Annotated in this window: 13 protein-coding genes and 1 pseudogene; 10 read left to right on the forward strand and 4 right to left on the reverse strand. The window is 62.9% G+C overall.

Annotated features, from left to right (window positions below; all coding sequences use genetic code 11):
* The first annotated feature begins 32 nt into the window (after window positions 1-32).
* Window positions 33-902, forward strand: a complete 870-nt coding sequence (purU, locus tag LDZ24_RS01330; protein WP_175939348.1) for a formyltetrahydrofolate deformylase — start codon at window positions 33-35, stop codon at window positions 900-902.
* Window positions 903-989: 87 nt separating this feature from the next.
* On the opposite strand, the gene LDZ24_RS01335 is transcribed toward purU, so the two are convergent.
* Together LDZ24_RS01335 and uvrA are read right to left on the reverse strand one after the other, a co-directional pair.
* Entirely contained in the window at window positions 990-2,078 is a 1,089-nt protein-coding gene (locus tag LDZ24_RS01335; RefSeq protein WP_248321090.1) for an AI-2E family transporter, read from the reverse strand.
* A 63-nt stretch (window positions 2,079-2,141) separates the two neighbouring features.
* Complete coding sequence (gene uvrA / locus LDZ24_RS01340) at window positions 2,142-5,015, reverse strand: excinuclease ABC subunit UvrA (RefSeq protein ID WP_248321092.1); 2,874 nt, start codon at window positions 5,013-5,015, stop codon at window positions 2,142-2,144.
* Window positions 5,016-5,289: 274 nt separating this feature from the next.
* Between uvrA and LDZ24_RS01345 the strand changes: the two genes are divergently transcribed.
* The 6 genes and pseudogenes from LDZ24_RS01345 to LDZ24_RS01370 form a co-directional block, all read left to right on the forward strand.
* A complete protein-coding gene (locus LDZ24_RS01345) occupies window positions 5,290-6,492 on the forward strand; it encodes an MFS transporter (RefSeq protein ID WP_248321093.1) in 1,203 nt (400 codons plus the stop codon).
* Between the two features lie 117 nt (window positions 6,493-6,609).
* The gene (locus LDZ24_RS01350; protein WP_248321095.1) at window positions 6,610-7,137 is read left to right on the forward strand and encodes a single-stranded DNA-binding protein; all 528 of its coding nucleotides are present in this window, start codon (window positions 6,610-6,612) and stop codon (window positions 7,135-7,137) included.
* Between the two features lie 446 nt (window positions 7,138-7,583).
* A complete protein-coding gene (locus tag LDZ24_RS01355; protein ID WP_256465375.1) occupies window positions 7,584-8,228 on the forward strand; it encodes a response regulator transcription factor in 645 nt (214 codons plus the stop codon).
* A 120-nt stretch (window positions 8,229-8,348) separates the two neighbouring features.
* On the forward strand, window positions 8,349-9,029 hold the full coding sequence (locus LDZ24_RS01360; protein WP_248321099.1) for a response regulator transcription factor: 681 nt from the start codon (window positions 8,349-8,351) through the stop codon (window positions 9,027-9,029).
* A 90-nt stretch (window positions 9,030-9,119) separates the two neighbouring features.
* A complete protein-coding gene (locus LDZ24_RS01365) occupies window positions 9,120-9,776 on the forward strand; it encodes a response regulator transcription factor (protein ID WP_248321100.1) in 657 nt (218 codons plus the stop codon).
* A gap of 272 nt (window positions 9,777-10,048) precedes the next feature.
* A pseudogene (locus tag LDZ24_RS01370) lies at window positions 10,049-12,892 on the forward strand (ATP-binding protein); the annotation flags it as partial.
* A 6-nt stretch (window positions 12,893-12,898) separates the two neighbouring features.
* On the opposite strand, the gene LDZ24_RS01375 reads toward LDZ24_RS01370, so the two are convergent.
* Window positions 12,899-13,933 (reverse strand): LysR family transcriptional regulator, encoded by a 1,035-nt coding sequence (locus LDZ24_RS01375; RefSeq protein ID WP_371747367.1) that lies wholly within the window; start codon window positions 13,931-13,933, stop codon window positions 12,899-12,901.
* Between the two features lie 332 nt (window positions 13,934-14,265).
* On the opposite strand from LDZ24_RS01375, the gene LDZ24_RS01380 reads away from it, so the two are divergent.
* The 3 genes from LDZ24_RS01380 to LDZ24_RS01390 all read left to right on the forward strand — a co-directional run bounded on the left by LDZ24_RS01380 (window position 14,266) and on the right by LDZ24_RS01390 (window position 16,966).
* Complete coding sequence (locus LDZ24_RS01380) at window positions 14,266-15,405, forward strand: porin (RefSeq protein WP_248321101.1); 1,140 nt, start codon at window positions 14,266-14,268, stop codon at window positions 15,403-15,405.
* Between the two features lie 157 nt (window positions 15,406-15,562).
* Window positions 15,563-16,009 carry a CHRD domain-containing protein gene (locus LDZ24_RS01385; protein WP_248321102.1) on the forward strand — a complete coding sequence of 149 codons (447 nt, stop codon included), beginning with the start codon at window positions 15,563-15,565 and terminating at the stop codon, window positions 16,007-16,009.
* 36 nt (window positions 16,010-16,045) lie between these two features.
* Window positions 16,046-16,966: an alpha/beta hydrolase gene (locus LDZ24_RS01390; RefSeq protein WP_248321103.1), complete on the forward strand. Its 921-nt coding sequence runs from the start codon at window positions 16,046-16,048 to the stop codon at window positions 16,964-16,966.
* Here the strand turns inward: LDZ24_RS01390 and LDZ24_RS01395 are convergent.
* A complete protein-coding gene (locus LDZ24_RS01395) occupies window positions 16,936-17,784 on the reverse strand; it encodes an EcsC family protein (RefSeq protein WP_248321105.1) in 849 nt (282 codons plus the stop codon). The genes LDZ24_RS01390 and LDZ24_RS01395 overlap by 31 nt on opposite strands.
* Window positions 17,785-17,874 lie beyond the last annotated feature (90 nt).

Genomic DNA, 17,874 nt, shown 5'->3' on the forward strand with positions numbered 1-17,874 from the left:
CATCAACGCATTGAGGAAGGAGTAACCGGTTCATGTCGACCGAACATAGTTTTATCCTGAAGTTGTCGTGCCCGGACCGGCCGGGAATCGTGCATGCCGTCTCCGGTTTTCTGTTCGATCTCGGCGCGAACATTCTGGATTCGGCGCAATTCGGCGACAGCCGCACCGGCGAATTCTTCATGCGGGTGCATTTTCAGGAAGTCGGCGGCGACCCGGGCCTCGACGCGCTGCGCAAGTCGTTCGCCACGCTCGCCGATGAATTCGGCATGCGCTGGGAATTGCACGATGCGCTCGCGAAACCGCGCGTCGTCATCATGGTGTCGAAGATCGGCCATTGCCTGAACGACCTGCTGTTCCGCTATCGCACGGGACAATTGCAGATCGAGATTCCGGCGATCGTCTCGAATCACAAGGACTTTTATCAGCTCGCCGCGAGCTACGACATTCCGTTCCACCACTTGCCGCTCAACGGCGGCACCGCGCAGGCGAAGGCCGCGCAGGAAGCGCGCGTGATGGAGATCATCGAGCAGCACGATACCGATCTCGTCGTGCTCGCGCGCTACATGCAGATTCTGTCGCCCGACATGTGCGACAAGCTCGCCGGCCGCGCGATCAACATCCACCATTCGTTCCTGCCGAGCTTCAAGGGCGCGAAGCCGTACTATCAGGCGTTCGACCGCGGCGTGAAGCTGATCGGCGCAACCGCGCACTATGTGACGACGGATCTGGACGAAGGCCCGATCATCGAGCAGGAAGTGGAGCGCGTGGACCACAGCATGACGCCGGATCAACTGACGGCGATCGGCCGCGACGTCGAGTGCGTGACGCTCGCGCGCGCGGTGAAATGGCATGTGGAGCATCGCATCGTGCTGAACGGAAGCAAGACGGTCGTGTTCCGCTAGACGCTTCTGGACGCTGCTAGACGCCAAACGCACGAAAGCCCGCTGATCTTCGGATCGAGCGGGCTTTTTGCTTCTGGGCGGCTGCGGTCAGACGAGCCGCAGATAGATCAGCTCGCGCTTGATGTACGCATAGAAAATCGGCGCGGCGATGACGCCCGGCAAGCCGAACGCGGCTTCCATCGCGAGCATGGCGAGCAGCAGTTCCCACGCGCGCGCCTCGATCTGCCCGCCGATGATCCGTGCGTTCAGGAAGTATTCGAGCTTGTGAATGACGATGAGAAACCCGAGCGACGCGACCGCCGTGCCGAACGACACCGAAAACGAGATCGCCACGATGATGGTGTTCGAGATCAGATTGCCGATGACGGGCAAGAGCCCGAGGATGAACGTGATCAACACCAGCGTCTTGGAAAGCGGCAGGCGCTCGTGAAAGAGCGGCAGCGCGACGAGAAGATAGAGCGCGGTGAAAGCGGCGTTGATCGCTGAAATCTTGATCTGAGCGAACACGATGCGTCGGAAGGCGTCGGCAAAACGCGAGACGCGCGTGACAAGCGCCGTCGAAAGCGGCAGCCGATGCGTCTGCTTCGGCGCGCCCACCGCGATGATCGCGCCGATGATCATGCCGATCAGAATGTGCCCGAAGCCGCGCGCCATGTCCCGGCCGCCTTCCTGCAACTGCTCCGAGTGCTTGCGCATGAGTTCGGCGGCGCGTTCCTTCATCTGGCCGGCGTCGACCGGCAGATAGTTGGCGATCCAGTCCGGCACGCGCAGCCGCGCATGCGACGTGACGCTCACCAATTGGTCGAGCAGCCGCTGCAGGCTCGGGACATCGTGCTCGAAATGCTCGATCGTCGCGATGGTGAGGCCGGTCAGCCCGCCGATGATGATGGCCGAGATCAGCACGACCGCGATCAGCCGCGCGCCCTTGCTCATCACGTGCCGCTCGATGACGGGCGCGATCATGTGCACCAGCTGGAACACGAGCATGCCCGCGAGCAGCGCGCCCAAGAGCTTGAGATGCAGCACGAGGAACATGGCGAGGAACGCCGCGATGTAACTGCCGATCTCCACGGCGGGGAGCTTGGGCAGGCTCATGTCGCTCGTCAGCCTGACGGGGCGCGCCGGCAAGTCCCGTACGCGTCGCTCCTCGTTGGCCGCTTCGTTGCGCTTCCCCATGACTGCGTTCCCTTTTCGCTGCTGCCTACCACGGTTGTTCTTGCCGCCGGGCTGCGGCGGTTGTCAGGCGGCCGACTTCGGACGCTGGAGCAGCGGCGCGAGATAGCGGCCCGTGAAGCTCGCCTTCGACTTCGCGACCTGCTCCGGCGTCCCTTGCGCGATGATCTGCCCGCCGCCCGCGCCGCCTTCCGGACCGAGGTCGATCACCCAGTCGGCGGTTTTGATCACGTCCAGATTATGCTCGATGATGACGACCGTGTTGCCCTGATCTCGCAACCGGTGAATCACTTCGAGCAAGAGCGCGATGTCGTGGAAGTGCAGGCCGGTCGTCGGTTCGTCGAGGATATATAGCGTCCGACCGGTATCGCGCTTGCTCAGTTCCAGCGAAAGCTTGACGCGCTGCGCTTCGCCGCCCGAAAGCGTGGTCGCCGACTGGCCGAGGCGAATGTAGCCGAGGCCCACCTCGAGCAGCGTCTTCAGCTTGCGCGCGACGACCGGCACCGCCTTGAAGAACTCGTGCGCGGCTTCCACCGTGAGGTCGAGCACTTCGCTGATGTTCTTGCCTTTGTACTGGATGTCGAGCGTCTCGCGGTTGTAACGCTTGCCGTGGCACACGTCGCAAGGCACATAAACGTCCGGCAGAAAGTGCATTTCCACCTTCAGCACGCCGTCGCCCTGACAGGCTTCGCAGCGTCCGCCCTTGACGTTGAACGAGAAGCGGCCCGCTTCGTAGCCGCGCTCCTTCGCGGCCGGCACGCCCGCGAACAGTTCGCGGATGGGCGTGAACAAGCCGGTGTAAGTGGCCGGATTCGAGCGCGGCGTGCGGCCGATCGGCGATTGGTCGACGGCGATCACCTTGTCGAAGTGCTCCAGGCCTTCGATGGATTCGTACGGCGCCGGCTCCGTCGACGAGCCATACAAATGCTGGGCGACCGCGTGCTGAAGCGTGTCGTTGATGAGCGTCGACTTGCCCGAACCGGAGACGCCCGTCACGCATGTCAGCAAACCGACCGGAAGATCGAGCGTGACGTGCTTCAGGTTATTGCCGTGCGCCTCGACGATGCGCAGCCGCCGCTCGTCCGGCGCATTGCGCTTTTCCGGATAGCTGATCGTGCGCTTGCCGGACAAATATTGTCCCGTGATGGAGTTCGGGTCTTTCTGCACCTGAAGCGGCGTGCCCTCCGCGACGATCACGCCGCCGTGCTCGCCCGCGCCCGGTCCCATGTCGACCACGTAATCGGCCATGCGGATCATGTCCTCGTCGTGCTCGACGACGATCACCGAATTGCCGATATCGCGCAGGTGCTTGAGCGTGTCGATCAGGCGGTCGTTGTCGCGCTGATGCAGGCCGATGGACGGCTCGTCGAGCACGTACATCACGCCTGTCAGCCCCGAGCCGATCTGGGATGCGAGCCGGATGCGCTGCGCTTCGCCGCCGGAAAGCGTCTCCGCGCTGCGTTCCAGCGAAAGGTAATCCAGCCCGACGTTATTCAGGAACGACAGACGCGCGACGATTTCCTTGATGACCTTGTCGGCGATTTCGCCCTTCGCGCCGTCCAGACGCAGCGTCTGAAAGTAGCCGAGCGTATCGCGCAGCGGCCAGCCGCTCACTTCGTAGATGCCGCGCGCCTGATCGCCCGAGCCGACCTTGACGAACCGCGCCTCGCGCCGCAGACGCGTGCCTTCGCACGCCGGGCACGGCTGATTGTTCTGGTATTTCGCCAGTTCTTCGCGCACGGCGGTCGAATCCGTCTCGCGGTAGCGCCGCTCAAGGTTCGGGATGATGCCTTCGAACGCATGCTCGCGCACCGACGCGCGACCGCGCTCGTTGATGTACGAAAACGGTATGGCCTGCTTGCCCGAGCCGAAGAGCAGCGTCTTGCGCACTTTCTCGGGCAGTTCCTCGAACGGCGCGTCGATATCGAATTCGTAGAACGCGGCGAGGCTTTGCAGCATCTGAAAATAGAACTGATTGCGCCGGTCCCAGCCCTTCACCGCGCCCGCCGCCAGCGACAGCGACGGATGCGCGACCACGCGCTTCGGATCGAAGAAGGTGATCTGGCCGAGTCCGTCGCATTCGGGGCACGCGCCCATCGGGTTGTTGAACGAGAAAAGACGCGGCTCCAGTTCCTGCAGCGAATACGAGCAGATCGGGCACGCAAACTTCGAGCTGAAGAGCTTCTCGTGGTCCGTGTCCATTTCGAGCGCGATCGCGCGGCCGTCGGCGAGGCGCAGCGCGGTCTCGAACGATTCCGCGAGACGCTGCTTCATGTCGGGGCGCACTTTCAGGCGGTCGATCACCACGTCGATCGTGTGCTTGTCGTTCTTCTTGAGCTTCGGCAGCGAATCGACTTCATAGATTTTCGCGACGCCTTCGTTCGCCGTGCCGCCGCCCGAGCGAATCCGAAAGCGGATGAAGCCCTGCGCCTGCATTTCCTCGAATAATTCGACGTGCTCGCCTTTGCGGTCCGCGACCACGGGCGCGAGAATCATCAGCTTGGTTTCTTCGGGCAGCGCGAGCGCGGCGTCCACCATTTGCGAGACGCTTTGCGCTTCCAGCGGAATCAGATGATCCGGACAATACGGCGTGCCGACGCGCGCATAGAGAAGACGCAGATAATCGTGAATCTCGGTGACCGTGCCGACCGTCGAACGCGGATTATGCGACGTGGCTTTCTGCTCGATCGAAATAGCCGGGGACAAACCTTCGATCAGATCGACGTCCGGCTTCTCCATCAGCTGTAGAAATTGCCGCGCGTAAGCCGAGAGACTTTCCACGTAACGGCGTTGGCCTTCGGCGTAAAGCGTATCGAACGCGAGCGACGACTTGCCCGACCCGGACAACCCCGTAATCACGATCAGCTTGTGACGCGGCAAATCGAGACTGACGTTTTTCAGATTGTGGGTGCGAGCCCCACGAATACGAATTTCTTCCACGAGTTTGTTCCGGCGACGAGCGGGGAATGAGGGGGGCCAAACCTGCTACTATAACGACTTTTGCAGGGCGCGGCGCCCGCGCACCCCGTGGCGCGGACGGGCCCAGGCCGCTTGCCGCGGGGCCTTGCGGCGGTCTTGCCGGCGCAGCGGGCAGCGGCCATGCGCGCCGAGTCGTCCGCTGCATATGGTGCCGTTTCGAGCAAGAACAAGGCGGCCGCGCCTGACGTCGCAACAGGCCGGGCCAGACGCGACCCTCATTCATTTCCCGTCTCTGATGTCCAATCCGTCTGCCACGTCCGCACGTCTCTCCGCGCCGGAATTGCGCGCGACCGTGTCGCTCGCTGCCATCTTCGCGCTGCGCATGCTCGGTCTCTTCATGATCATGCCGGTCTTTTCCGTCTATGCGAAAACGATTCCCGGCGGCGACAACGTCCTTCTCGTGGGCATTGCGCTGGGCGCTTACGGCGTCACGCAGTCGATGCTCTATATCTTCTACGGCTGGATCTCCGACAAGCTCGGGCGCAAGCCGGTCATCGCGTTCGGGCTGCTGGTGTTCGCAATCGGCAGCTTCGTCGCGGCCGTCGGGCATTCCATGGCGTGGATCATCGCCGGACGCGTGATTCAGGGCATGGGCGCGGTGTCGTCGGCGGTGATCGCGTTCATCGCCGATCTCACGCACGAGGAAAACCGCACGAAGGCCATGGCGATGGTGGGCGGCAGCATCGGCGTGTCGTTCGCGGTGGCGATCGTCGGCGCGCCGATCCTCTTTCACTGGATCGGCATGAGCGGGCTATTCACGGTGATCGGCGCGCTGTCCATCGTGGCGGTCGGCGTCGTGCTCTGGATCGTCCCCGATCCGCCGGCGCGCCCGGTACGCGTCAAGGCACCCTTCAGCGAAGTGCTGCATAACGTCGAACTGCTGCGTCTGAACTTCGGCGTGCTCGTCCTGCACGCGACGCAGACGGCGCTCTTTCTCGTCGTCCCGCGCATTCTGGAGGCGGGCGGCCTGCCGGTGGCGTCGCACTGGAAAATCTACCTGCCGGTCATGGGGCTCGCTTTCGTCATGATGGTGCCGGCGATCATCGCGGCCGAGAAGCGCGGCAAGATGAAGGCCGTCATGCTCAGTGCAATCGGGCTTATCCTGTTCGGACAGTTGTTATTGGGCGCGGCTCCCCATACGCTATGGTCCGTGGCCGCGATTCTGTTCGTGTACTTCCTGGGCTTCAACGTGCTGGAGGCGTCGCAGCCGTCGCTCGTGTCCAAGCTCGCGCCGGGCACGCGAAAGGGCGCGGCAGCGGGCGTCTACAACACGACGCAGTCCATCGGCCTCGCCCTGGGCGGAGTGGTCGGCGGCTGGCTGCTGAAGCTGGACGGACCGAGCGCGGTCTTCTTCTCGTGCTCGGCGCTCGTGCTCGCGTGGCTTGTCGTTGCAATGTGGATGAAGCCGCCGCCGCGCAAGGCCGGGCGCGCGGCTTGAAGAGACGTTTAATCATTTGGATCCAATCAGACGTGCTGTCGGGCTTCGCATGAGAGCGACGCCTGCGCGGACAGCGCCGCACGGCTGACAGTAGGCAAAGAATCAACCGGAGAAATCATGGCATCTGTCAACAAGGTCATTCTCGTAGGCAATCTGGGCGCGGACCCGGAAACGCGCTACCTTCCGAGCGGCGACGCCGTGGCCAACATCCGTCTCGCGACGACCGACCGCTACAAGGACAAGGCGTCCGGAGAGATGAAAGAGCTCACCGAGTGGCACCGTGTCGCGTTCTTCGGCCGGCTCGCGGAAATCGTCAACGAGTACCTGAAGAAGGGCTCGTCGGTGTATATCGAGGGCCGCATCCGCACGCGCAAATGGACCGATCAATCGGGACAAGAACGCTATTCGACCGAAATCGTCGCTGACCAGATGCAAATGCTGGGCGGTCGCGGCGGCGCGGGCGGCGGCGGCGACGATGGCGGCTACAGCCGCAGCGCGCCGATGGAACGCTCCGGCGGCGGTGGAGGCCGGGCGCCTTCCGGCGCGGGCGGCGGACGCGCGGGCGGCTCCGGTGGCGGCGCGAGCCGTCCGAGCGCGCCTGCGGGCGGCGGCTTCGACGACATGGACGACGACATTCCGTTCTGATAAGCGCTTCGGCGCGCGACGCATCGAAAAAACGGGCCTTCTGCTTCTGGCAGGAGGCCCGTTTTTTATTTCTCTCAGTGTTTTTTGGCAGTTTCCGACGTGCATTCGCTATTTACTGGCGGCGATCGGAAGGCTGCGGGGTAAATCGCTGTCATTCGGCATATATTCGAATCAGGCGTAATCGGACTAGTCCGATGGTTTCGAATTAGCGCAGAACTTATTTTGATGGAAAATATTCTGAAATGCTGAGAGAGCTATGTTTGCGTTTTGTCATCTAATTGCGGAAACGCGATTGTGAGAGTACGTACAGCGAATAACGCTGATTGCATGCGTGCTCGATTTTCCGTGCGCGTCAGGGCGTTAATCTGCAAGCGAATGCAGGGCGTTGCGACGTCGCGAGCGTCGAAAAGCGCCACTAAACATAGAAAATAGCCGAGGGCCTATTGATGCTTCGTGTAGTGTTGGCCGACGACCATCCCTTCGTAGTCCTTGGAATGAAGGCGCTTATCAATGCGGACGAAGGATTGTTCGTCACGGGCGAAGCCAGAAATGCCAGTACTTTGCTTACTGAGCTCCGGAAGGCACCGTGCGATGTGCTCGTCACCGATTTCGCCATGCCGGAGCCGGGGTGCGACGCACAGGACGGGCTCTGCCTGATCCGCAAGGTCAGACAGGATTGGCCGGGCATAAACATTGTCGTGCTGACCAGCGTCAGCAATGTTGCCATTCTTCGCTCGATTCTGAATGCCGGCGCAATGGCCCTCGTCGACAAGGCCGAACCCATTGAACTCGTCCCGACTGCCGTGAAGCAAGCGAGCGTCGGCCGTCGCTACGTGAGTGCATCGTTTCGCGCGGCGCTCGCGGAGGCCGGCGCCGAAACGCATTCCTCGCCCGATGCGCCACGCCTCTCCCCGAGGGAAATCGAAGTGGTGAAGCTATTCGCCAAAGGCCGCTCCATCACCGAGATCGCGCGAGAGTTGCAGCGCGACGTGCGCACCATCAGCCGACAAAAACGCGATGCAATGAACAAGCTCGGCGTGAAGAACGATCCCGGTCTCTTCGCGTTCGTGCGGGCACGCGGACTATGCTGATTTGCGTAGGACCGCATTTCCAATTCAGATGCATCTTATGTCTTTTAGGGGGTTGGTGCCCGATGCTTATATTCGGGATCAGGTCTGCGTGTCGGACTTCATAACTAAGGGTTTGTGTCGATGGAATTCGGGAATGGTAGCGAGGTCTTCTCGCGTGCGCGGCGTATAAGGTTGGCAATTGCGGACGACCATCCGCTCGTCATTCTGGCAATCGAGCGGCTTGCAGCGAACTTTCCGAACGTGGAAGTCGTCAGCCGAAGCGCCAATTCCACGCAATTGGATGATTCGCTGACACGCGGCGATTGCGATGTCGCTCTCGTGGATTTTTATATGCCGGGCGGCCGATATGGAGACGGCATACAGCTCATTCAACACATCGCGCATTGTTACCCGGACGTTCGCATTATCGTTCTGTCGCGCAATGATAATGCGGCACTCGTCAGGCAAGCCTTGGACGCCGGTGCGCACGCGTTCCTGAGCAAGGAAGACCGGCTCGATCTGGTGTACGTCGCCATCGTATCGGCCATCGCCAACGAAACGTATCTGGGCCCGGCCGTGCGGCGAACCATGGCGGTAGCCAATGTCGAAAGCCGCGCGCGCTTCATTCGCCAGCGCCTGACGACGCGGGAGCTCGAAGTGATCGAGCGTTACGCGCGAGGCGCGAACGTGACCGAGATCGCGAAAGAACTGGACCGCAGCGTGAAGACCATTAGCGCTCAAAAATGCGCGGCCATGCGCAAGCTGGATTTGTCCACCGACGCCGATCTTTACCGATTCATTGCCGACAGCGATCTGCTCTGAGAGCAAGCAGTAATCGCCCCAAGAATAAAAGCGAGCTCGGGGAGCGCAACGCGCCGTTCACGGACGGTTACTCGCTATCAGATCAATAAGATGCAAAAGAGAGAACATTCGCCGCTGAGGGCCATCGTTGCGGACGATCATCCGGCAGTCGTCAAGGGGATTACGACTTATCTGGAGCGGGACGGCGCAATTCGAGTGGTCGCCACTGCGCAGAACTCATCGCAATTGGCCGAAGCGGCCGCATCCGTGCCGTGCGATTACATCTTCGCCGATATCGGCATGCAAGGCATCGACGGGGAAAGCAATTCGATCGCGTTTCTCAAGCGTTTCCTGTGGCAGAAAACCCGGCCCCGCGTAATCGTCGTCACCATGATGTCGCATAACCGCATGTTGGCCGGTCTCATTCAATTGGGAATCGACGGCATCGTCGACAAGCGCGATTCCCTCGAGTGTCTTCTGGAAGCCGTATCCGCCACGCGGGAAGGTCGCTGCTTCCTCTCGCCTTCAGTGGACGAAGCGGTCGCCCGGCTACCTGGCACGGCGCCAGCGCTGGCCGGCGTACTGAGCAAGCGCGAATGGGAAGTCTTTCGGCTGTACGCCCGCGGCCTGCTGGTGCATGAAATCGCCAGGCGCTTCGGACGAAGCAGCAAGACCATCGCCACGCAAAAGCGCAGTGGCATGCGCAAGCTCGGGCTCGAGTCGGAAGGCGAACTCGTCGAATACTTGCGTCAAGTCGGGCTCGTCTGAGTGGCGAGATCCCGCATTTTCGGAGCGCCATAAGAAGTATTTCGGACGCCTCTGATTTTCCTCTGTTGCACGCACGATCAGACTCTTAAGTTGGTCATCGAGATTGCTCGGTGCAGTCCGCGCCATAAGGCACCGCACCGGAATGCGCATCTTCTGAGAGAGTCGAATTGAGATCGTTGCTCGCACGCTGTTGGTTCGTCGTCAGCCTTCTTGTCTCACCGCTATGCTTAGCGTCCGGCGCGGCGCAGTCGCGGCCCGCAAGCGCGCCGCTGGCGGCGGTCTGGGATATCAGCGCGCTTCGTTTGCTGCCTGTGTTGATCGGCGTTGCGGCCGTTCTGGCGGTCACGCTGCGGGCGTTCATTCTCCTTCAGCGCGAGATGAACCGTCGCATCGAGACGGAGCAGCGTCTCGCGACCCAGTTGAGCTTTCAGCAGACGATGATGGAAGTCGTCCCGTATCCGCTCGTGGCGAAGAATATGGAGAACCGCTACATCGCGGTGAACCGAGCGTTCGAAGCTGCGCTAGGCGTGCGGCGCGAGGACGTCATCGGGCGCACGAGCATCGAAGCGGGCGCGTGGGGCGAGAAACACAGCCGGCTCGTGAACGAGATATCCGCCGCCACGCTGCAGTCAGGCCAGGGGCAGGAGGTCGAGGCGGAATTCGTCGATAATCGCGGCCGCCCGCGTTGCGGACTCTTCTGGACGGGTGCGTTCTCGGCGGCCAACGGTGAGCGCATGGGCGTGGTCGGGACGATGATCGACATCACCGACATACGCGATGCCGAAATGCACGCGCGCCAGACCGAACAGCGCCTTCACGACGTGACGCGATCCCTGCCGGCGGTCGTTTTCCAGTTGCGCCGCACGAGCAGCGGCAAATACAGCCTGCCGTACATCGACGGCGACACGCGGCAACTGCTCGGCCTCGATCTCGCGGCGCTCGCCGCCGATCCGACCACGATTCTGCAGCACGTCGACGCACAAGACAGCGGGCGGCTCTTCCGCGAGATCGAAGCGTCGTCGCGCACGCTGGACCCCGTGCACACCGAATTCCGTTCCACCGTGAAAGGCGTCACGCGCTGGATACGCGCCGATCTGGTCGCGCATCGCGAAGACGACGACTCGGTCGTCTGGAGCGGCTATTGGGCCGACGCGAGCGTCGAGCACGCGCGTGCCGAGGAGCTTGCCCGTGCGCGAGATGCGGCCGAAGCCGCCTCGCGCGCGAAGGACGATTTCCTCGCGATGATGAGCCACGAGATCCGCACGCCGATGAACGGCGTGCTGGGACTCGTCGAGGTCATCGAGAACACGCCGCTCAATCCTGACCAGTCGCAAATGCTCGGCATGATCCAGGATTCGGCGAGCGCGCTGCTGCAAATCCTCGACGACCTGCTCGACTACACGAAGATCGAGGCGGGGCGGCTGGTCATCGAATCCACGCCGATCGACTTGCGCGAACTCGTCGACAGTGCCGTCGGCTTGCTCGCCGGGCGGGCGCACGAAAAGGGCTTGCGGGTGCGCGTGGACGTCGCGCCAGATGTAGCGGCGTCCGTTCGCAGCGACAGCGTGCGCCTGCGTCAGATTCTCTTCAATCTGATGAGCAACGCGATCAAGTTCACCATCAAGGGCGAAGTCTCGCTGCACGTAAGAGCGGTCGAGCAGCGTCCGACAGAACAGGTCATCGAGTTGTGCGTGAGCGATACCGGCATCGGCATACATCCCACAGCGCAGGCGCGGCTCTTCGAACCTTTCGTGCAGGCCGAAACCTCGACCACGCGCCGCTTCGGCGGCACGGGGCTCGGACTCACCATCTGCCACCGGCTCGTCGACCTCATGGGCGGCACGCTCACGCTGCAAAGCGAAGTGGGCGCCGGCACGTCGATGACCGTTCGCCTCAAAATGCCGGTCGAGACTCAGCAATATCAAATGGAAGGCTTGCGCGGGAGGCGTGGCATCGTCGCGATCGACGACTCGCGCGTCGCGGCGGCGCTGCTCGGTTACGGTCAGGCGCTCGGACTCGAACTGGAGCGCATGGAGCCGGATGATCCGCGCTTGCGCCGGCTCGGAACCTTCGATGGCGTCGATCTCGTCTTTTTCAGCGATACGCGCAAGGAAGCGCTGCCGCTCGGCTCGCGCGTGATCCATGTCACCGAGAAGCCAAAGCCCACGGGCTATCGCATTCTCGAAGACGACATTCGCGTCAGCGTGAACCCGCTATCGTGGCGCGGCCTCGGCGCGGCGTGCGTCGCGGCGCTAACGGGCATGCCGCAAGTCGCGGCGCATGGCACGCTCGGCCATGAAGCGCGCATGGAAGCGCCCGGCCGCGAAGACGCGCTGCACGAAGGCAAGCTCGTGCTCGTCGCGGAAGACCATCCTGTGAATCAGGAACTGATCCGGCATCAGCTTTCGCTGCTCGGCTTTGCGTGCGATGTCGTGCAGGACGGAGCGGAAGCGCTGGCCGCTCTCGAGACGACACGTTACGGTTTCCTAATTACCGATTGCCACATGCCGAACATGACCGGCTACGAGTTGGCGCGGCGTGTGCGGGCGAAAGAACAGGGCACGGCACATCACTTGCCGATTCTCGCGATTACGGCGAGCACGTGTTCGAGCGAGGCGACGCGATGCCGCGAAGCCGGCATGGACGATTTCCTGGTCAAACCGACGCGGCTCGCCACGTTGCGCGAGCATCTGAACCGCTGGAAGGCGTCGGGGCGCCCCGAGCGCAGACAGGAAGCGCACTTGCATCGCGCGGCGGATAGAAGGACGGAGCGCGACGCCGAACTCGACTTGAGCGGCATGGCGCAGCTCTGGGGCAGCGAGGCCACCGTGAAGGCATTGCTCGATGCCTTCGTCACCTCGTTCCGCGACGACCTCGAAGCGCTCGAGCCGTTGCTGGAGCGCGGCACCATCGAGCATCTGCGCGAATGGCATCACCGCGTGCTGGGCGCGGCGAGCGTGCTGCAATACCGGCCGTTGCTGGACGCGCTCGAAGAATTCCGGCGCGATTTGCCGAACAAGAGCCGTGAAGTCAGGCGGCGCGAAGGGCTCGCGCTGATCGACCGATGCACCGAACTGCTCGGGCGCATCGAGGCGCAGTGCGCCGCGCTCCAATAAAAACGCTTATTCCGATGACGGGACAAGCCCCGCCTCGACGGGCGCGCGGTCCCGGAAGTACGACAACGCGAAGTCCACGAATGAACGCGTCTTCGCCGAGACATGCCTGCGGCCGGGATAGACGATGGATACTTCCTTGTCGGCATCCTTGAGCCGGTAGCCGGGGAAGAGCCGCACAAGCGCGCCGGCCTGGACATCGCGTTCCACATAGCTTTCGGGCAGCACGGCGATGCCCATGCCCGACATCTCAGCCTGACGCAACATCGGCGAGCTGTTCACCGTGTACGCCGGATCCAGCGAGACTTCCTCCGACACGCCGGAAGGACCGGTGAAGGTCCACGTCGAGCCGTGTATATCCGCTGATGGCGCAAGAAAGTCGTGCTTGGCGAGCGATGCCGGCCGCGCGGGCGTGCCGCGGCGCTCGAGATAGTCCGGCGACGCGACCACAGCCGCCGCGACTTTGAAGAGCGGTCGGCTGATAAGCGTGCCGCTGTTGACGAGATGCGGCACGACAATGCCTGCGTCGAAGCCTTCATCCACGAGATCCACCGGACGGTGCAGCAGCGTCAAACGCAGCTTGACGCTCGGATAGCGGTTCCGGAACGCACGCAGCATCGGCGTCAGTTCGAGTAGCGAGAACGATGCCGAAGCCACCAGCTTCAAGGTCCCCGACGGATCGACGGAACTGTTCGCCACCGACGCCTCGATTGTCTCCACCTGTTCGATGACCGCGCGACAGCCGTCGGCGTAGCTCTTGCCGGCTTCGGTCAGCGACACGCTGCGCGTCGTGCGATTCAGCAGGCGCGTATTGAGATGCGCTTCGAGCAGCGAAACGTAGCGCGTGACGACCGCATTCGAAAGATCGAGCGCCGCAGCCGCCCGCCCGAACGACTCGGTTTCGGCGACTTTGAGGAAGACGCGCATCGCTTGCAGTTGATTCATGGTGAGACGGTTGCCGAGCGATGCGGGACGCTCTTTCCCTGATGGTGACGAGCGGAAGATGCCCGCTCTCGCGTGCGCGATGTTAATGACGCGGGACATGGAAGGAAATCAGAGGAGTCCGACTGTTTACGCCTGTGGTGTTCGGGCCACTGTCGCATGTCCGCAACTGGACGCACGGACCGGCGCGCGCGGCAAGATTTCAGTGCAGTGGTAAGTGCAAGAAGCCTAAGCGTTTACTCATATTGAAATTCGACTTTTTGAATTGTTCGAAAAGATTTTTGTGTGTCCTTGGGCTGGTCGCCGCAAAGGCGAGCCATACACTTTGGGCTGCCGAATATCGGTGAAAGGCATACGGCGGGACACCCTCCCGAGATGTCGAGACGCCGCGAGCAACCCTATCGAGTCGTACGACTCTTTCTAAGGAACACACAATGAAGAAGACTCTGATTGTTGCGGCCGTCGCCGCATCGTTCGCAACTGCCGCGAGCGCGCAGAGCAGCGTTACGCTGTATGGTCTGGTCGATGCTGGTTTCACGTTCGTGAACAACGTGCAAACGCCGGACACCGCCGACCACTACAAGACCAACTCGTGGAGCATGCAAAGCGGCAACGTCCAGATGAGCCGTTGGGGCCTGCGCGGCGCCGAGGATCTGGGCGGCGGCATGAAGGCAATCTTCACGCTGGAAAACGGCTTCGACGTCGCGAACGGTAAGGGCGTGGATACGCGCATGTTCACCCGCCAGGCCTATGTTGGTCTGTCGACGCAAGCCGGCACCGTGACGCTCGGCCGTCAGACCGACGCGGTCGCCGACTACCTCGGCCCGCTGAGCGCAACGGGCTCGTGGGGCGGCACGTACTTCGCTCACCCGGGTGACGTGGACAACCTGGACGGCAACGCGTTCCGTGTCAACAACTCCGTCAAGTTCGTGAGCGCGAACTACGCTGGCTTGTCGTTCGCAGGCGCGTATGCGTTCTCGAACGGCGCTGGCAGCTTCGCGGACAACCGCGCATACAGCCTGGGTGCTGGCTATGCAAATGGCCCGTTCAAGGTCGGTGCAGCGTACACGCAAGCGAACGGCTTCAATGCGACGACCAACGGGGCGATCACGGAAAGTTCCCAATCGAATTCGCCGATCCAGAACACCGAGCGGCTGCGCACGTTCGGCGCGGGTGGCAGCTTCTCGGCCGGCGCGATGACGTTCGGCCTGCTGTGGACGCAAACGCGTGAAGACAACAACTCGATCGCAAGCTACTCCACCATCTTCAATAACTACGAGGTCAACGGTCGCTATGCGCTGACACCGGCGCTCTCGCTCGGCGCCGCGTACACGTTCACGAACGCGAAGACCAACTTCGCCGGCGAATCGGCACGTGCTCGCTTCCACCAGTTCGGTTTGCAGACGGACTACGCCCTGTCGAAGCGCACCGACATCTACGCTGAAGGCGTGGTGCAGATCGCTAGCGGTTCGGACGGCTACACGCCGTTCGCAGGCATCAACGGCGCGCCGGGCGGTGCATCCTCGAGCAGCCGTCAGGTTCTCGTGACGACGGGTATCCGTCACCGCTTCTAAGCAGTTTCGGCAGTATCCTAGCTAGCAGAGAAGGGCGCCGCGAGGCGCCCTTTTCGCATCTGCGGGTGATTCGTCCGCTGCCAACTGCGTCCCGACTCCGAATGCACTACCATGAAGACGCGGCCGACGCGTCGCCATGAAAACGGAGAACCGGGAAATGATCTCGACACGCAAGCCGCATGTGCTCTACTGCGCAGCCATCGCCGCCGCGATGCTCGCATCGACGATCGCCCATGCCGACACTGTCGCGCTCAAGGCGAATCTTCAGCCGTCGAGCGAAGTGCCGCCCCGCGTGAGCAAAGGCCACGGCGCACTCGACGCCACTTTCGACACGAATACCAGGCAACTCACCTGGACCGCGACGTACGCCGATCTCTCCGGCCCCGTCACGATGGCGCACTTCCACGGGCCCGCGCCCGTTGGGCAGAACGCGAAAGTGCAGGTTCCCGTCGATAAGCGCGCCCTCGCCAGTCCGATGACGGGGCAGGCCACGCTCACGGAACAGCAGGTTTCCGATCTGATGGCCGGGCAGTGGTACTTCAACGTTCACACGCAAGAGAACCCGACCGGCGAGATTCGCGGTCAGGTCATGCCGTCGAACTGACGTGATCCGCGAAGTCGAAAGACAGGAGCGCGCGCGATGAGTTGGCAAAGCGCATTCGCGTGCTGGGTCTTGCGGCGCCGGATGCGTCCGGAGACCGCGAAGCCCGTGCTCGATGTCGAGCGCGCCCGCGCGTACACGTCGCGCCGGCTGTGGTCGCCGCCGGTGCCGAAGGGCTGGCAATTGGAAGTGGGCGCGAACGGAGAATGGCTGCGTTCAGCGGCATCGCGCAGAACGATTCTGTATCTGCACGGCGGCGGCTATTACTTCTGCTCACCGCGCAGTCATCGCGCGATCAGTTTCGGGCTCGCCGTGCGCGCGCAGGCCAATGTGTTCTCGCTGGATTACCGGCTCGCGCCCGAGCACCGCTTTCCGGCCGCAGTGGATGACGCCGTCGCGGCCTATCGCGCGTTGCTCGCCGATGCCGCGCCGCAAACAATCGTGATCGCCGGCGATTCGGCGGGCGGCGGTCTCGCGCTCGCGACGCTGCTCGCCTTGCGCGATGCCGGCGACGCGCTTCCGGCAGGCGCCGTCCTGTTTTCGCCGTGGACGGACCTGACGGGCAGCGGCGCGTCGATGACGAGCAACGAGGACCGTGATCCGATGTTCCACGCCGCCGTTTTCCCGAAGGTCGCCGCGCAATATCTGGGCGATGCCGACGCCGCGCATCCTTATGCATCTCCGCTTTTCGGCGATTACGACGGCTTGCCGCCGTCGCTGATTCAGGCCGCCGACACCGAACTGCTGCTCGACGATTCCACGCGCGTCGCGAAGAAGGCGCGAGCGGCGGGCGTTCGCGTCGATCTGGAAATCTGGCGCAACGTGCCGCACATCTTCCCGATCTGGGCGCCGTTCATGCCCGAGGCGCGGCAGGCGCTCGCGAACGCCGCCCGGTTCATCGACGACGTGACCGGCGCGGCCGCGCCGCATCATCGGGTGCCCATGACCTCGATTGTCTGATACGCGCGTTCGACCGCCGCGGTGCCGTATTGCCGTTCCAGTCGCCGCACGGTGAAGTGGCCGTGCGCCATCTGCTGAAAGTGATCGATGAAGACGGTGTTGACCATGGCGCCGAGCACCGCGCCGATTGCCGGAATCGACTTCGCCGCCACCTGCTCGCTGACCTGCACGGAGAACCGCGAGGCGATGGTCTGCAGAAACTTGAGCAATGCCGTCGATCCGTGGCCGCTCAGCCCCTTTGCCGTGATCTCGCTCGTCGCCCGCGAGACGGACTGCGCCAGCGCGCCGCGCACGATGAAGTAGCCGAGATCGGCGTTGTCGTCGTCCTTACGCGTGCCGCCCATGCCGAGCACCATCAAGCATTGCAACTGCGTTTCCACGCGATGCACGTCCTCGCCTTCGCTGCGAGCGATATCGCAGATGGAGCGGAACATGAGCGTGGTCGTGACCGGCAACTCGACCGGCAGCGCGAAAAGGCCGAATGCGCCGCCCGCCGCGCCGGTCGTCGCGACCGCGAGCTTGTGCAGCAGGTTGTTCGGCTTGTCGGGCGGCGGCGCGAGCAGCGAACCGGCGGGCGCGCTCTTGCCGAGCGTTCGCAGCGCGAGTTGCAGGCATTTCTTCAGCGCGAGTTGCGTCGCTTCGTCGACTTTTTCCTGCGCGGCGGCGGGCAGGCGGCCCATCAGCTTTTCGATGGGCGCGCCGATCACGCTCGCCAGCTTCATCGTGAGCGACGGACTTTCGAGCGCTTCCTTGGCGCGGGAGAGGGCGGCGAAGTCCTCCGGCGTGAGCGGCGAGGTGATGATGGGCGTCGGTTCCATGCGTCGTTTCTTGATCCGAAAAGGGTGATTGACCACGCAGCTTAGAGCGCGGCACCGTGCTATGATTCCATTTAAGTTGACTAGTCAATC

It is taken from the genome of Caballeronia sp. Sq4a, from assembly GCF_023170545.1.
Lineage (GTDB): Bacteria > Pseudomonadota > Gammaproteobacteria > Burkholderiales > Burkholderiaceae > Caballeronia.

Excerpts from the sequence above, each read along its gene's own strand:
- purU (WP_175939348.1), top strand. The coding sequence starts at position 33 with ATGTCGACCGAACATAGTTTTATCCTGAAGTTGTCGTGCCCGGACCGG.
- LDZ24_RS01380 (WP_248321101.1), top strand. The coding sequence starts at position 14,266 with ATGAAGAAGACTCTGATTGTTGCGGCCGTCGCCGCATCGTTCGCAACT.
- LDZ24_RS01345 (WP_248321093.1), top strand. The coding sequence starts at position 5,290 with ATGTCCAATCCGTCTGCCACGTCCGCACGTCTCTCCGCGCCGGAATTG.
- LDZ24_RS01365 (WP_248321100.1), top strand. The coding sequence starts at position 9,120 with ATGCAAAAGAGAGAACATTCGCCGCTGAGGGCCATCGTTGCGGACGAT.
- LDZ24_RS01375 (WP_371747367.1), bottom strand. The coding sequence starts at position 13,933 with ATGTCCCGCGTCATTAACATCGCGCACGCGAGAGCGGGCATCTTCCGC.
- LDZ24_RS01350 (WP_248321095.1), top strand. The coding sequence starts at position 6,610 with ATGGCATCTGTCAACAAGGTCATTCTCGTAGGCAATCTGGGCGCGGAC.
- LDZ24_RS01360 (WP_248321099.1), top strand. The coding sequence starts at position 8,349 with ATGGAATTCGGGAATGGTAGCGAGGTCTTCTCGCGTGCGCGGCGTATA.
- LDZ24_RS01335 (WP_248321090.1), bottom strand. The coding sequence starts at position 2,078 with ATGGGGAAGCGCAACGAAGCGGCCAACGAGGAGCGACGCGTACGGGAC.
- LDZ24_RS01355 (WP_256465375.1), top strand. The coding sequence starts at position 7,584 with ATGCTTCGTGTAGTGTTGGCCGACGACCATCCCTTCGTAGTCCTTGGA.
- LDZ24_RS01390 (WP_248321103.1), top strand. The coding sequence starts at position 16,046 with ATGAGTTGGCAAAGCGCATTCGCGTGCTGGGTCTTGCGGCGCCGGATG.
- LDZ24_RS01395 (WP_248321105.1), bottom strand. The coding sequence starts at position 17,784 with ATGGAACCGACGCCCATCATCACCTCGCCGCTCACGCCGGAGGACTTC.
- LDZ24_RS01385 (WP_248321102.1), top strand. The coding sequence starts at position 15,563 with ATGATCTCGACACGCAAGCCGCATGTGCTCTACTGCGCAGCCATCGCC.